Source organism: Exiguobacterium sp. s189 (genome assembly GCF_018617615.1).
In the GTDB taxonomy this organism is placed as follows: domain Bacteria; phylum Bacillota; class Bacilli; order Exiguobacteriales; family Exiguobacteriaceae; genus Exiguobacterium; species Exiguobacterium aestuarii_A.
This window is the reverse complement of sequence record NZ_JACSKM010000003.1, coordinates 1-13,254: the sequence shown is the minus strand read 5'-3', so window position 1 is coordinate 13,254 and position 13,254 is coordinate 1. Positions and strand designations below refer to the sequence as shown.

The 13,254-nt window shown below is 48.9% G+C and carries 13 protein-coding genes and 1 riboswitch; of the genes, 4 read left to right on the top strand and 9 right to left on the bottom strand.

Features of this window, described 5'->3' with window-relative positions; all coding sequences use genetic code 11:
* Positions 1-92: 92 nt before the first annotated feature.
* Positions 93-234: riboswitch (FMN riboswitch) on the bottom strand.
* 80 nt (positions 235-314) lie between these two features.
* Positions 315-1,127 (bottom strand): undecaprenyl-diphosphate phosphatase, encoded by an 813-nt coding sequence (locus tag KNO99_RS04725; RefSeq protein WP_214745724.1) that lies wholly within the window; start codon positions 1,125-1,127, stop codon positions 315-317.
* Between the two features lie 453 nt (positions 1,128-1,580).
* Here KNO99_RS04725 and KNO99_RS04720 point away from each other — a divergent pair, with 453 nt between their 5' ends.
* Entirely contained in the window at positions 1,581-2,222 is a 642-nt protein-coding gene (locus KNO99_RS04720) for a homing endonuclease associated repeat-containing protein (protein WP_214745722.1), read from the top strand.
* Positions 2,223-2,267: 45 nt separating this feature from the next.
* On the opposite strand, the gene KNO99_RS04715 is transcribed toward KNO99_RS04720, so the two are convergent.
* Positions 2,268-3,947 carry a sensor domain-containing diguanylate cyclase gene (locus tag KNO99_RS04715; RefSeq protein ID WP_214745719.1) on the bottom strand — a complete coding sequence of 560 codons (1,680 nt, stop codon included), beginning with the start codon at positions 3,945-3,947 and terminating at the stop codon, positions 2,268-2,270.
* 297 nt (positions 3,948-4,244) lie between these two features.
* Positions 4,245-5,075: a DegV family protein gene (locus KNO99_RS04710; protein WP_214745716.1), complete on the bottom strand. Its 831-nt coding sequence runs from the start codon at positions 5,073-5,075 to the stop codon at positions 4,245-4,247.
* Between the two features lie 160 nt (positions 5,076-5,235).
* Between KNO99_RS04710 and KNO99_RS04705 the strand changes: the two genes are divergently transcribed.
* From KNO99_RS04705 to KNO99_RS04695, 3 genes are all read left to right on the top strand, one after another.
* On the top strand, positions 5,236-5,934 hold the full coding sequence (locus KNO99_RS04705) for an ABC transporter ATP-binding protein (RefSeq protein ID WP_214693849.1): 699 nt from the start codon (positions 5,236-5,238) through the stop codon (positions 5,932-5,934).
* Between the two features lie 12 nt (positions 5,935-5,946).
* Positions 5,947-8,268 carry an ABC transporter permease gene (locus tag KNO99_RS04700; protein ID WP_214745714.1) on the top strand — a complete coding sequence of 774 codons (2,322 nt, stop codon included), beginning with the start codon at positions 5,947-5,949 and terminating at the stop codon, positions 8,266-8,268.
* 84 nt (positions 8,269-8,352) lie between these two features.
* Entirely contained in the window at positions 8,353-9,078 is a 726-nt protein-coding gene (locus tag KNO99_RS04695; RefSeq protein WP_214745712.1) for a DUF4261 domain-containing protein, read from the top strand.
* Positions 9,079-9,111: 33 nt separating this feature from the next.
* Here the strand turns inward: KNO99_RS04695 and KNO99_RS04690 are convergent, their stop codons facing one another.
* The 6 genes from KNO99_RS04690 to KNO99_RS04665 form a co-directional block, all read right to left on the bottom strand.
* Positions 9,112-10,194 (bottom strand): low temperature requirement protein A, encoded by a 1,083-nt coding sequence (locus KNO99_RS04690; protein WP_214745709.1) that lies wholly within the window; start codon positions 10,192-10,194, stop codon positions 9,112-9,114.
* A 15-nt stretch (positions 10,195-10,209) separates the two neighbouring features.
* Positions 10,210-10,482: a GNAT family N-acetyltransferase gene (locus tag KNO99_RS04685; protein ID WP_214745706.1), complete on the bottom strand. Its 273-nt coding sequence runs from the start codon at positions 10,480-10,482 to the stop codon at positions 10,210-10,212.
* The gene (locus KNO99_RS04680; RefSeq protein WP_214745703.1) at positions 10,483-11,376 is read right to left on the bottom strand and encodes a DUF5996 family protein; all 894 of its coding nucleotides are present in this window, start codon (positions 11,374-11,376) and stop codon (positions 10,483-10,485) included.
* 14 nt (positions 11,377-11,390) lie between these two features.
* Positions 11,391-11,792: a (4Fe-4S)-binding protein gene (locus tag KNO99_RS04675; RefSeq protein WP_214745700.1), complete on the bottom strand. Its 402-nt coding sequence runs from the start codon at positions 11,790-11,792 to the stop codon at positions 11,391-11,393.
* An 87-nt stretch (positions 11,793-11,879) separates the two neighbouring features.
* Positions 11,880-12,206 carry a thioredoxin family protein gene (locus KNO99_RS04670; protein WP_074036441.1) on the bottom strand — a complete coding sequence of 109 codons (327 nt, stop codon included), beginning with the start codon at positions 12,204-12,206 and terminating at the stop codon, positions 11,880-11,882.
* Between the two features lie 19 nt (positions 12,207-12,225).
* On the bottom strand, positions 12,226-13,077 hold the full coding sequence (locus KNO99_RS04665; RefSeq protein WP_214745697.1) for a DegV family protein: 852 nt from the start codon (positions 13,075-13,077) through the stop codon (positions 12,226-12,228).
* Positions 13,078-13,254 lie beyond the last annotated feature (177 nt).

Below are 13,254 nucleotides of genomic sequence, written 5' to 3'. Positions count from 1 at the left end.
GTGGGAGGGTTTCGTCGTTTTTGGACAAGCCAAATAAACGTTTTCTTTACAGAAAAGCGTACGACGAAGCACAGGTCACACGGACCTGTTTTTTGTTCCTTCTCCCATCCAGACTATACTGTCGGCTCTAGAGTCTCACTAGATCCACCGTTCGCACACGTGCGCCCGGGTCACGGACTTAGGGCATGGCCCATCACCGCCGGTTGGGAATTTCACCCGACCCCGAAGGAATATTTGTTTGTACAGATTTACTGTATCCCAATTGTTTTTATTTCGCAAAACAAAAAGCGCTACCCGTGAGAGTAGCGCCTCGATTATGCGAGAAAGAGGACGACAAGAAGCCCGACAATCCAGCAATAGTATGAGAAATACTTTAATTCGCCTTTTGCCATGATGTGCTGGAACCACTTCAACGAAATCGCAGTCAACACATAAGAAGCGATGAACGCAAGGATGAGCGGACCAAACAAGTCACGCGTTTCTGGGTTCGTAAATAACGCTGGTCCGTCCAAAATCATCGTCCCGAGACTGATTGGAATGAACAAGAAGAACGAAAAACGAAGTGCTGATTCTTGCTTGATTCCGAGTAACATCGCCATGACGATGGTTGCTCCAGAGCGACTAATCCCTGGGATGAGCGCCACCGCTTGGGCGAGTCCAATCAATACAGCGTCACGTAACGTGATTCCGCCATCTCCTTTATTCCCGCGCATGTTTCGAATGAACCAAAGCGCGAGACCTGTGATGATGAGCGTGTAGCCGACCGTCGCGACGCCACCGAGTACTTCTCCAATCCAATCACCAAAAATGACACCGAGCACGCCGGCTGGAACCGTTGCGACGAGCAGCAATCCAATAAACTTCACATCGACCATCGTCTCATCTGACCGATCTTTTTTGAATAGGAACGTCCATAAGCTGACGATGAGGCGGATGACATCTTTACGATAGACCGTCAAGACTGCAAGGAGCGATGCAAAATTTACGAAAACTTCAAATGACAATCCCGGCAAGTCGATGTTAAATAATTCTTGGAAGATAACAAGATGCCCACTCGATGAAATCGGAATCGGCTCCGTAAATCCTTGGATCAATCCGAGCAACGTATAAAATAACCAAACTGTCATAATGGTAATCCTCTTTTCTGTTTTTCACTCAATGCGCCTATTTTAGCAGAATTGGACTTTCGTTGACCAGCTGTTAAAAATTTTTTGATGTAATTTCAATATTCGATTGATTAGTCTGAAAATTAAATTTATTATAGAAGGGTACTCATCTGGAGCGAAGGCGATGACCCCATTTCTCCAGTTGGGTACTTTTTTATAAAAATATGACATTTTTGGTTGATTAAAACTTTTTGTTTACATTTATCTCGAAATTCGATTTAATTTGTAATAGAAATGTTACCATTTTTTGAAATGTTTTTCTGTGACTTTAGACCTATCCAATTCTTAGGAATTGTTTAATAATTTTCAAAATCACGTTAATAAATCCGAAAAACCATCCGATAGTATGATTGTAGGAGCATTTTTTTCATCTTTGTCGGTTCAGAATTAAGTCCATGGAAGGAGGAACCATCATTGAGTCAAACGCTAACCACTAAATCCCATCACCTGTCCACCGAACAACAGAGGATGATCCATTGCATCCGCCTTCTCGGGGACTTGTTGAAGGAACGTCCACGCCGCTCTGTCTACCGTCGCTTTGCCATGGAACAGAATTGGCCATCTCCTGAATCCATCATCAGACAGTTCGGGTCATGGGCTGAGGCACTTGCCATCGCAGGCTATGAATGGCATGGAGAAGCAACTGTCGAATTGCCAGACAAAATGCCGAAGTACACACGCGAGGACATCATCGAGACGCTTGCACTTTATTCGCGAGACATGGGCTCGATCATCACCTTGAAGAAGTATCAGCAATGGCGAAAGCTCCATCCGAAGGCACCGAGCCATTATCATATCGTCAAGACGTTCGGTTCGTGGCATGATGCCTGTGCCGAGGCAGGACTTGAGGCGAGTGTGACCTATTCGAAAACAGAATTATCCAACGCGCTACGTGAAGCCATTCAGGAAATGGGCTTCTCCCTCTCATTCGAAGCATATCGGGAATGGGCGAAACGCAACAACAAGCCTTCGACAAAAGCGATCCTACATCGCTACGGCTCTTGGTCAGCCGCAGTTCATGCGGTGGAATCGGAACTTTATAATTCGAACTCATAATCTTTTCATACAAAAGGAGGTTCCGCCATATGGTGGATCCTCCTTTCATTTGACTTCTGTGGACAGTTCTTGATAGTGGGCGACCCGGTCACGACCATTGAACTTGGCCCCGACATACATGGCTCGGTCCGCATGCCGAAGTACCGTGTCAAGGTCTTCATATTCATAAATCGTCTCGATTCCAATACTCGCCGTCACCGCGATGCGCGTCCCTTCCGTACCAAAATCATGGCGTCTCAACGCTTCCCGTATCTTTTCACCGACCAGTTGGGCTGCCGCCTCATCCATTCGGGGGAACACGAATACAAATTCTTCCCCACCATACCGCGTCACCAAATCCGTCGCCCGAACGCTGCGCGTGAACAACTGTCCTGCCTCAATCAATACCTCATCCCCGAACGCATGTCCATACGTATCGTTAATCGACTTGAAATGATCCAAGTCAACTAGGAAGAGCGAGAGTGGATAAGAAGCCACGTCATTCAATCGTTCTTTCGTCCAACTACGTAACGCCCGCTGATTATGTAGACCCGTCAACGGGTCTGTCAAACTTTCATGCTGCAGGCGATCCCGCTCATCAATTCGCTCGATCGACCACGACAATGTTTTAAGGAGCCGGTTCACTTCGATGGCAATCGGTGTTTCATACGCGCCGTTGGCTGTCGTCGATACCATACAGCTGACGGCCGTCGCTGCTCCCCAAACGGGCTGGATGACGAGCGCCGCATGATGCAGCTCTTGTTGCTGTTGCTGTAGCTCGGGATGCCATTCATGTAACGAGTCATAGACGAAACATGGCTCATCTTCGTCATGATAACGCTCGATTGTATAGGCGTCCGGCACACTCGGGATGATGCGTCCTGTCATGTCGTAAAACGTTCGCTCCCCTTTTCGGTTAACCTGCAGCCATCCACGTTCGACTTCCACGATATCACGCAGTCCGTTCCAAAACTTTTCAATCAACAGTTGCTCGCTATCGACACGGTATAGCTGTTCTTTCAATCGCTCGACCTGATCGACTTTTGTTTTCGTCTCTTCTGTCTCCGTTGCTTTTGACATCGTCATTTTTAAGACAGATAGCACGAAGAACGTGACGATGAGCCCGACGTACCCAAAGACAAGATACGATTCGATGGCGATCATCGTGAACAACAACTCGAGTGACACGACAAGCCAATCGAATCGGATCAATCGCCACATGATCGGGAACGGGATCCGCTCCCCGACCATGAAGTAAGACAAGGCAAAACTCATCGTCAGGACGAGGAAAAGTGTTCCTAAGAACGCCAACATCGCTACTCCCTCTTGCATCAAATGAACAGGCTCCCCGATGCGTCCACCGAGCCCGATATAGGCCAGTCCCGGCAACAAGACGAGGAGGCACTCGATCACCGTATTCAGCGGATAGAAATGTAAGAAACGCCGCCGCCCGACCCGACGATTGAACGTCCTCGCTTGAAAGGTGAACAAGAGGAGTTGACCCATCAGAAGGGCCGGGGCAAGTCCGTAGAGGAAGAACGTGATAAAGACGAACATCTCATGGAACGTAAAATGGAGATGTCTACGCTTGAGCGGGTTCATGACGAATAAAGCGCCTAGCGTATAGATAAACCAAAACAACGGCCAGTCGAACGATTCCAGGTGGTGTAAGGTCAAGTACGTCACACCTGTGAAGACGATTGCCCAGGCGAGCCAGCTCCGAACTAGATACTTCCGAAATCGCATCGTCTTCTCCCCTTTTCTCGTTCATTTTTTCTAGTATGACCCGTAATGCAAAAACATTCCAGCAATTGTTTGAAAGTTGAGACAATGAAATATTGAAAAAATTCCCAATAAGAAGTTTTGTAAGCATGAATGTCGGCAACAGTCAATGAAAGGAAGCTATAACGATGGACCTTTCCATGTTTCTAATCACGTTCCTACTTATTTATTCGCTGACAATCACATTTCTATTTTTACGAAAGCAAAAACAACATTGAAGCATACAAAAGGCGATTCTCTCACGAGAACCGCCTTCACGTCTTATTTCGCTTTCAAATACGAGATTCCAATCGACCCAGATCCCGTATGCGCCCCGAGGAGCGGTGCGAGTGTGTCGACCCGAATCGGAATCTTGTCACCGAGTCGCTCTTTCCACTCTTGTGCGAGTTCAGGAACGTTGCCGTGGAAAATCGAGACGTTTTTACACTCACCAGACTCGATCGCTGCACGCAACACTTCGAACAAGTGAGCCTGTGCTTTCTTATACGTGCGGACCGTCTGATAGGGGACAATCAACCCTTCCTCGAATCGGAGCACCGGTTTCAATTGAAGCATGTTCCCGATTAACGCTTTCGATTTTGAGATGCGTCCGCCTTTTTGCATCTGTGTCAAATTTTGCAGGGTCAGCTCAATCCGTACGTCTTCAACGCGTTCCTTCATGTAGGCTTCCACGTCTTCAAGCGCATCGCCTCGTTCGACTCGTTCAATCAACTCTTCTAGCATGAGCCCCATCGTATAGATTCCCGCTCGTGAATCAATGGCGAGTAACTTAAATTCTGCGATCTCAGCACCTTGTACAGACGCCGAGTACGTTCCACTCAAGTCAGACGACAAATGAATCGCGATTCCCATGTCGTACTCTTCCTTCAACTTCTCATACAGTGTGACAAAATCTCCGATGGCTGGCTGGCTCGTTGAAACGCGCTCCCCGGCATCAATCCATTCATAGACGGTCGTGGCATCGACTTCAATCCCATCTTTATACGGTTGCTCCCCTTTGACGACATAGAGCGGGACGATATGAATGTCTGGGTGATTCACTAAAGCATCTGGAAGGACGATTGTGCTGTCCGTGATGTATGCAATCTTCATAAAAAGTTCTCCCTTAAAAAAGTTTTTAGTACCTGGTTATATTATTTTATCATAGGTGAAGCGGTTTCACTATTTTTTCAAAACATCCTATGTGCAACTTGTCCAATCTGACTTCGAAAAGGGTACATGATACATAACGAACAAAGGAGGCGAACGAGAGATGATTCAGCTCGAGAACGTCAATAAAATCTATAAGACCGGTGACGTGGAAACGGCCGCGTTGAAAGAGATTAATCTAAGCATTCGTGACGGCGCGTTCGTCGTCATCCTCGGACCGAGCGGAAGCGGGAAAAGTACGCTACTCAACGTCATCAGCGGACTCGATACCGTGACGAGCGGCAAAATTACATTCGGAGACACGGTGCTCACCGACTTGTCCCCCGAACAGATGACGGCGTTTCGGCGCGACCACCTCGGATTCATTTTTCAACAATACAATCTCCTTCAAAACTTGACCGTCTATGAAAACGTACAAATCGGGTCCGATTTGACGAAAGACCCGCTTCCCATCGATGAATTGCTCGACCAAGTCGGGCTCGCGGCAGCGCGTGATAAATATCCTTATCAACTATCTGGGGGCGAACAGCAACGGGTCTCTGTCGCCCGAAGTCTCGCTAAAAATCCAGCAATCGTCTTCTGTGACGAACCGACGGGCTCGCTCGACGAGGAGAATTCGAAGAAGGTGCTCGAGCTGTTGGAGCGACTGAACGAGACGTATCAGAAAACGATCGTCGTCATCACGCACAATAACGGAATCAGTGACATGGCGGACGATGTCATCAAGATGAACTCCGGTCGAATCGTCGAAGTGACCCATCACGACACCCGCGTCGCGGCACGTGACATTCGTTGGGGATAAGGAGGTGGCGACATGCTGTACAAAAATGTGTGGAAGACGCTCAGTAAGAAATGGATGCAACTGCTCGCCATCGCCATCATCATCGTCATGAGTTCACTCACGTACACGATGATGTTCTATGGAATTAGTGGAATCGAAGTTCCAACCGAAGAATACTTGGAAGAATCGAACCAGGAAGACTTCGCCGTTGAGATGCTGAACCGGGTGACGGAAGAAGAATTACGTGACCCCGATGTTGCCGCACTCGCTGAATCCGGAACGTTCACACTAGCCGACATCAAGCAGGCAGACGAGGAAGTCTTTAATCGTTTGATTGCGTCACGCATCGATGCGGTCGAACAAGAGATGCCAGAAGCGACGATTGAACTTCGTGACTTAAAAGCAATCACGTACACACTCGGTGACGCGGAACATCGCGGTCTCTTGCTAAAAGAATCCGATTCAATCAACCGTTCCTATGTAGAGGCGGGAGCAAGACCGAGCACGAACGACGAGGTCGCCCTGAACAAAAAGTATGCTGAAGAGAATGGAATTGAAATCGGGGACACGATCGACCTTGGCAGACCGTTCACCGTCAGCGGGTTCGTCCTCTTCCCGGACTATACACTCCCCCTCTTCGACGACAATTTTTTCAATCTAGATCCCGGCTCCCAAACGCTCTTACTCATGACAGACGAATCGTTCGAATCGACCGTCGGACAAGAATCGTTCCGCCTCTCCGGTGTGACGGACCAGACCGTCATGACCGATCTCGACCTACCGTTTGTCGTGTCTGTCATGGAGACGGAAAATATTATCCGTAGCGGTGCGATTTACAGTGAAATCTCATCTGGGAAAGCGATGGCGCTCGGGCTCAGCCTCTTTATCGTCTCCATCGCCGTTATCATCGTCGCCATCCTGATCTCGAATATGCTCGAGGCGGAACGCGGTCAAATCGGACTGTTGAAGGCGATTGGGTACAGTCGTCGACAAATCGCAGCACCTTATCTCGTCCTCATCTTAATCTTCGCTTTCTTCATGCTGATCATCGGCTATTTCCTTGGTCTTTATTTCGCAGACCCGTTGAAAGAACTGTATCTCGATTTTTATCTCTTACCGTCCATCACTATCGCTCAGAGTCCGCTCGTCTTTTTGACGGCCGTATTTGCGCCACTGCTTTTCTTTGCACTCGTCGCAGGAGCCGTCATCTACAAGATCATGGGAGAAAGCGCCCTCGCCCTCCTATCGCCTCGGGACAACGTTTCCTTGAATCGCCTGAGTCGGCTCGTCAGTCGACTATTGAAACGTGCGAGCGGCAAGACGAAGTTCAAATACTTGTATGCGGTCAAGAGCACGGGAAGCTTCCTCATTTTCTTCCTCGGCATCTTGTTCTCGACCATCCTCATCGTCTTCGCCCTCATGATGAACGGGGCTGTCGATCGAATGACCGTGGGTGGTTTGAATGAAGCAGTGTATGAATACGAAGCCTATACGGACGGTTCACCGCCAATCGAAGACGGACAAGAGCCGTTCCTCACTTACCCGTTCGCATTTGTCGAAGAGAAATTGATTACGTTGAAAGGTTTAGAGATTGACAATACCTTGTTCCCGCTACGTAACGAAGATGGTGACACATTGACACTTGAACCCGACGGATTAATCGTCTCCTCGTCACTCGCCCTCAAACTCGGACTTGAAGTCGGTCAGGACATCGATGTCGAACTGAACGAAGAGACGCTGACCTATCCGATTGTCGGGATTGCCGATGAATTCTCTGGAGACTTCGCCTATTTGCCTCGGGCGACGCTAAGTGAACTGCTTACCGACGGCGCGACAGACGAGTTGTTCAATGGCATTTATGCGACGGAGCGTCCGAACGACTCAGACTATCCGACCATCCTGTCCCGTCAAGGGTTGATTGAACAATCCGAGTCCATCAATCAATATATGAACTTCATGATGAATGTCTTGATTGGTGGTGCGTCTCTCATCGCCTTCAGCATTCTATTCGTCCTGACGGCGCTGACGGTCGAGAAGAACTACTACGTCATTTCGTTATTAAAGGTCATGGGATACCAAAAACGGGAAGTTCGTTCGATGATTTTAAACAGCTACTTCATCTATGCGCTCGTCTCGGCCCTCTTGAGTATTCCGATCGCCTTGTTGACGCTTCGGGTCATCATCGTCGTATTCGCAGAAGATTATGGGCTCGTCCTCCCGCTTGAATTCGAATGGATCTATATCGTCTATACGCTCGGTGCGGTCGTTCTCCTCTTCTTCTTGAGCACATTCGTCAGCCGACGGAAGATCGATCAAATCCCACTTCAGGAAGTATTGAAGACATATCAAGAATAATTTATGCCAAAATAGGGCATAATAAGAGATAGACCAGGCCTCTCCCGAGGAGGGGCCTGATTTTTGCAGAAAAGGATGATTGACATGAATCGTACACAAGTTATGCTCGCCATTCCCGGGAACTGGTCTTCCGCGGAAAGCGTGAACGAACAAATCAGTTTACATAGTGAAGGCTACACGATGGCCGGCTTATTGTTGCTCGAAGATGAGACGGGCAAAGCGTTCACCGTAGAAGTCGTGGAACGTGACCCGGCTCTTGCCGAGGCCATGATCCACGCAAGTTCTGGTGGATTCACACCGAAAGTCGCAAAAGGAATCGCCCGTCACACGCATGTCGTCTACTTGATTGTCGACGTCAACGATTTGACAGACGTCGCCGCCGCGCGTCGTGCCGCAAACGCTGTCTTGAATGCCGGTGGGGTCGGCGTCATGGTCGAGTCGGCTGGTGTTTCCTTCTCGAAAGAGGAGTGGCAAGAGTCTAAAGAAGAAGACCTTGCGCTTGACTACTCGCTATTGACGGCAATCACGGAAGAAGAGAACGCTTATATGTCTTGGGGAATGAAAGCGTTTGGACATGCTGACGTGGCCGTACCGATGACACTCGAGATCGAAGATGCCATCCATGTGATTCACTCGTTCAACTTCCACCTCATCTCAGGCGGGGCGATGTTCGGTGATGGCGACCATTTCGCATTCGAAGACGGACGTGCTTTCACGGTCGAGATGGGTGAAGACGAGCGGACGACAATCGACAACTTGTTGCATAACCCGTTCGGATTAATCTACCTCGTCCCGCAAGCAGCAGAATAACTCGAAAATGGAGCGCCTCGTGGCGCTCCATTTTTATGTGGTCGTGAGTTTGGCGTAGACGGCAAAGAATATGGCAAGTTCGATCATGATGACTAAAGGTGAAACGAGTACAATCAGATGGATGCCGGTGAACAGAAGAATAAGCGCGACGAAAAACACGAAATAGCCCCAGTGCAATCGACTCTCCGGGAAACGATGATTATGAAACACGAGCGTTGTCGACAAAAAGTAGACGAGCACCGCACCAAACGTCACAATCACTTCGAACCGTTCGTTTAATTCACCTAAATACATGAGTTTCATCATACTCGCAAGTACACTGAGTGACATCCAAATGAACAAATGACCGTAGAGAATGATTTGACCGGTACCGACTGCTTCCTTGTCTACTTTCTTTTCGATGTTGTCAAAGTATTGCCACCAGATGGCGATGAGGACGATGAATGCCAAAATTGAAAAGCTGATGGACCGGATGTCCCCATCTTGTGGTTCGAGCACAGCGAGAATACTAATGATGGATTCGCCCAAGACAATGATGGTCAAAAGACCGAAACGTTCGAGCAAGTATCCTAAGTGAATCGGTGTCATCGCAAGGCGCTTTCGACCTATGATGGGTACGACCAAATCGATGATGATGCCCAGATACAACACGACATAGCGGAAACTCCCGTCAAAGAACAGGGATAATGCCGATACTCCAATCCCGATCCACAAATACGTCCCTAAAAAACGTGCCGCCGGGTCTTGAATGCGTCGATTCACCATCGTATATTGCAAGACCGTCATCACACGTAGTCCCAGATAGCCAATCAAAAATGAATAATAATAGTCATCAAAATCAACGTTCAGGCTTGCCGTCATGATGAGGACAAATACCATTTGTCCAATGACAAAGAGACGCTGGTGGACAGCGTCTTCAAAAAATCGATTGATAAACATCGTCTGCCCCACCCATGCCCACCAAATCGGGATAAACATGAGCACGAACTTCGAGGCGTATTCGAAAGGGATGACACCGTGGTGAGTGTGAAGTAAGACATGGGTCGCTGTCGCAATCGCTGCGACGTAAACCAAGTCATAGAAGAGTTCTAACCACGTGGCTCGTTTTTCTTCCATTTAGCCCACCTCGGTTCACGTCGCCAACACGTCGTGATACTCCTCATGACGGTCGAACTGATTTTTTGTGAACGGACAGAGCGGGATGATCGTCTTCCCTTGCTCCCGTGCATATTCGACGACGGCGAGGACGAGCTTCTCCCCGATCCCTTGTCCTCTCAGGTCGTCACTCACATACGTATGGTCGACAATGAGTTTGTCGGGACCCGTCGGTACGTAATGCAGTTCTGCCGATGGCTCAGCCTCGTTTCCTACATAAAACGTGTTTTCTTTTTGTTTAATATCCATTCACTCAGCACTCTCCTCGTCTAGTTTTAGGGGGATGAAGAAATGATCACGTGTCGTCCAGTCCATCTCACGCATCAAGATATCAAACGAGGTGGACAAAAAGTCTTGGACGTGACCACTCGTCGCTTCATCAAACGGTAAGAAAAATTCGCTCTTCTCCGCATCATAATAAGCCGCTTCCGGTTTCAACGTATCCGTCGGTAACGGTCTGAACAAAAACGGATACGGCAACACGAAATAACTCGGACGATCCGTCACGTCGTCTCCGAGCCAAAATCCAAATTCAATCAACTGTTCATCAAAGGCGACACGTTCGATTATCTTATCTTCCGGAAATGGATGTTCAATCGGATAGATGACAAGTGACGAGACATCAAACGTTCCCCAAAAGAGAGCCGGTTTGATTTTCCGACATCGCAATTTCGATAAATATGTTAGTTGTTCGTGCGCCGCCCGCTGAAACAGTCTCAATCCTTTCCGAGCATACGTCGCGTCATAGGCGAGCGGGGTCTCATCCGTATCGAGTAACCCTTTGAAGGCCATCTCTTGTGGTTTCGGATTGATGTTCACGTGTACCCCGTGTTCACGAAGGCGCGCGAACAAATCATCATGATAAGACTTAATCGTTTTGCCCGCTTCAATCGGAATGGCGTCCGTCTGCTCCTCGACATGGACGACGAGGCAAGACGTCAACAGGTCCACATCAATCTGTAGCGCCCGCTCTCCTTCAAATAACAACCCTGTCGTGAAACCTTGCACCGTGAGCGGCAACGAGACGTGCCCCCATTGCGGTTCCGGCGGTGCCAGTTTGAGCTTAATCTTTCCGAGAAGTTGTGAAATCAAATGTAAGGTCAATTTCGTATCGTGCCATTCAGAATGCAGTGGAATGTGCATCCCCCATCATCCTCTCATCCTTTACACGCACCACTATGGTCACAAATCGGACGTTTCCCAGATTGCCCGCATCCACATAGTGTCGCTCGGTAAGTCGAAATGACCTCATCGCCTTGATTGATGTGAAGGTCGCCTCTCACTTCGATTTGTTGCCAGTCATTCAATTTTACGGACGTTGGTACATCCGGTGTCTCCGCATCCCCTCCGTCTTTTCGGACGAATTGGAGGGCACCGCTCGGACAACGTTCAATCACCGTCGCGACATCTGGCGCCTCGGCACCATCCGGTAAAATCCACGGTTTTCGTTTCGTATCAAACACTTCCGGTAGCCCACGGACACATTCTGCCGCATGTACGCAGAGCGACACGTCGTAGTACACATCAATCGATTCTCCCACGTATTGTTTGCCTCGCATCGAATCACTCCTTATGTGTTTGCGGGTCTTTACCCGTTCACCTACGAAAAAAACCCATCATCCTCTAATTCGGATGATGGGTTGATTTTAGGCTTGTCTCATTTCTTGCATGCGTTCGAGTTGATGCGTCAGTTCACCGATCGGGACGAATCGCGCCCGGCGTAGCATCTCTTTCCCATTGATGAAAAAGAGGACGACCGGTACCGTGAAAATGGAGAAGGATCCCGCAACTTCCGGGACTTCGTCCGAATCCACCGCGACCGCCTCGATGTCAGGGAATTGATGAAGCATCTCTTCGATTTGAGGTTTCAGCGCATGACAGACACTGCATCCCGGATGTGACACGTAGACGAGCAGTTGTTCCGTGCTCGCAATCCGTTCATTCAATCCAGTCAAGGTTGTCATTGCTTCCATCTTACATTCCTCCTATTGATTAAGCGTCGAGCCACAAAACACCGACCGTCTCAAACCCGGCATGTACCGCAATCGATGGACAGAATCGTGTCCGTACCACTTCAAGACCTGGCAATTTCGACTCGATGAGCGCGACAAGGTCGTCTTGCATCTTCGGTGCGAGTGCCGTCTGGACGAACACCCGGTTATCCTTCACACCGTTCTCCGCGTGGCGACGTTCGAGTTCACCGACCATCTCCGCATAGGCTTTCTTCAACGAGCGTGCTTTTTTGAACGGGATGACTTTCCCTGTCTCATCGAGCGTGATGATCGGTTTGATGTTCAAGATGTTCGCAAGGAACAGCTCACCCGAAGAAACGCGACCGCCGCGGCGCATCGTTTCCATGTTTCCGATAATCATGAAGAAGTTTTTCTTATCGCGCCATGCCTCGAGCAAAGCGACAATCTCTTCGACGGATTTGCCTTCTTGTTCAGCAGCTTTTCCGATTCGAACGAGCTCTTGTTGCGCTTCGAGCGCGGCGTGCGAGTCGATCGTATACACTTTGAAGTCAGCCGCCTCTGCCGCTGCTTTTGAGTTTTTCGCCGTGCTACTCAATCCGTTTGAGCAGTGGACGGCGATGGCGCAGTCATATCCTTCTTCTTTCAAGCGCTCGTAGCGGCCGATGAAATCTCCGAAAATCGGTTGTGACGTCTTCGCTTCTTTCTTTTGGTCAATCATATACCGATGCAAGTCTTCAAGCGAGAGATTTGTTTCACTGTAGCCGTTGCCATCCACAATCAATTGAATCGGGACGATATCTACACCGAGACGTGATGCCTCTTCTTGTGAGAAGTTGGCCATACTGTCGGTAATCCATGCGATTTTTGTCATAACTAAAAAGCCTCCAATGGTCGTTCATTTTAACTAAATCAGGCGAGAATTCTCCCTCCTCTAAGCGTCTCGGGGCGTAGCCCGGCGGAGGTGGGGGATGAATCGCCCGGTCCAAAACTCTTTTTCTCTGTGACAGATATGACGAACAAAAGTTCGTCATTCCGTCAGATTCTCCCT

Coding starts and splice junctions, on each gene's coding strand:
- KNO99_RS04725 (WP_214745724.1), bottom strand. CDS start 1,127: ATGACAGTTTGGTTATTTTATACGTTGCTCGGATTGATCCAAGGATTT.
- KNO99_RS04715 (WP_214745719.1), bottom strand. CDS start 3,947: ATGCGATTTCGGAAGTATCTAGTTCGGAGCTGGCTCGCCTGGGCAATC.
- KNO99_RS04710 (WP_214745716.1), bottom strand. CDS start 5,075: ATGAAGATTGCATACATCACGGACAGCACAATCGTCCTTCCAGATGCT.
- KNO99_RS04705 (WP_214693849.1), top strand. CDS start 5,236: ATGATTCAGCTCGAGAACGTCAATAAAATCTATAAGACCGGTGACGTG.
- KNO99_RS04700 (WP_214745714.1), top strand. CDS start 5,947: ATGCTGTACAAAAATGTGTGGAAGACGCTCAGTAAGAAATGGATGCAA.
- KNO99_RS04695 (WP_214745712.1), top strand. CDS start 8,353: ATGAATCGTACACAAGTTATGCTCGCCATTCCCGGGAACTGGTCTTCC.
- KNO99_RS04690 (WP_214745709.1), bottom strand. CDS start 10,194: ATGGAAGAAAAACGAGCCACGTGGTTAGAACTCTTCTATGACTTGGTT.
- KNO99_RS04685 (WP_214745706.1), bottom strand. CDS start 10,482: ATGGATATTAAACAAAAAGAAAACACGTTTTATGTAGGAAACGAGGCT.
- KNO99_RS04680 (WP_214745703.1), bottom strand. CDS start 11,376: ATGCACATTCCACTGCATTCTGAATGGCACGATACGAAATTGACCTTA.
- KNO99_RS04675 (WP_214745700.1), bottom strand. CDS start 11,792: ATGCGAGGCAAACAATACGTGGGAGAATCGATTGATGTGTACTACGAC.
- KNO99_RS04670 (WP_074036441.1), bottom strand. CDS start 12,206: ATGGAAGCAATGACAACCTTGACTGGATTGAATGAACGGATTGCGAGC.
- KNO99_RS04665 (WP_214745697.1), bottom strand. CDS start 13,077: ATGACAAAAATCGCATGGATTACCGACAGTATGGCCAACTTCTCACAA.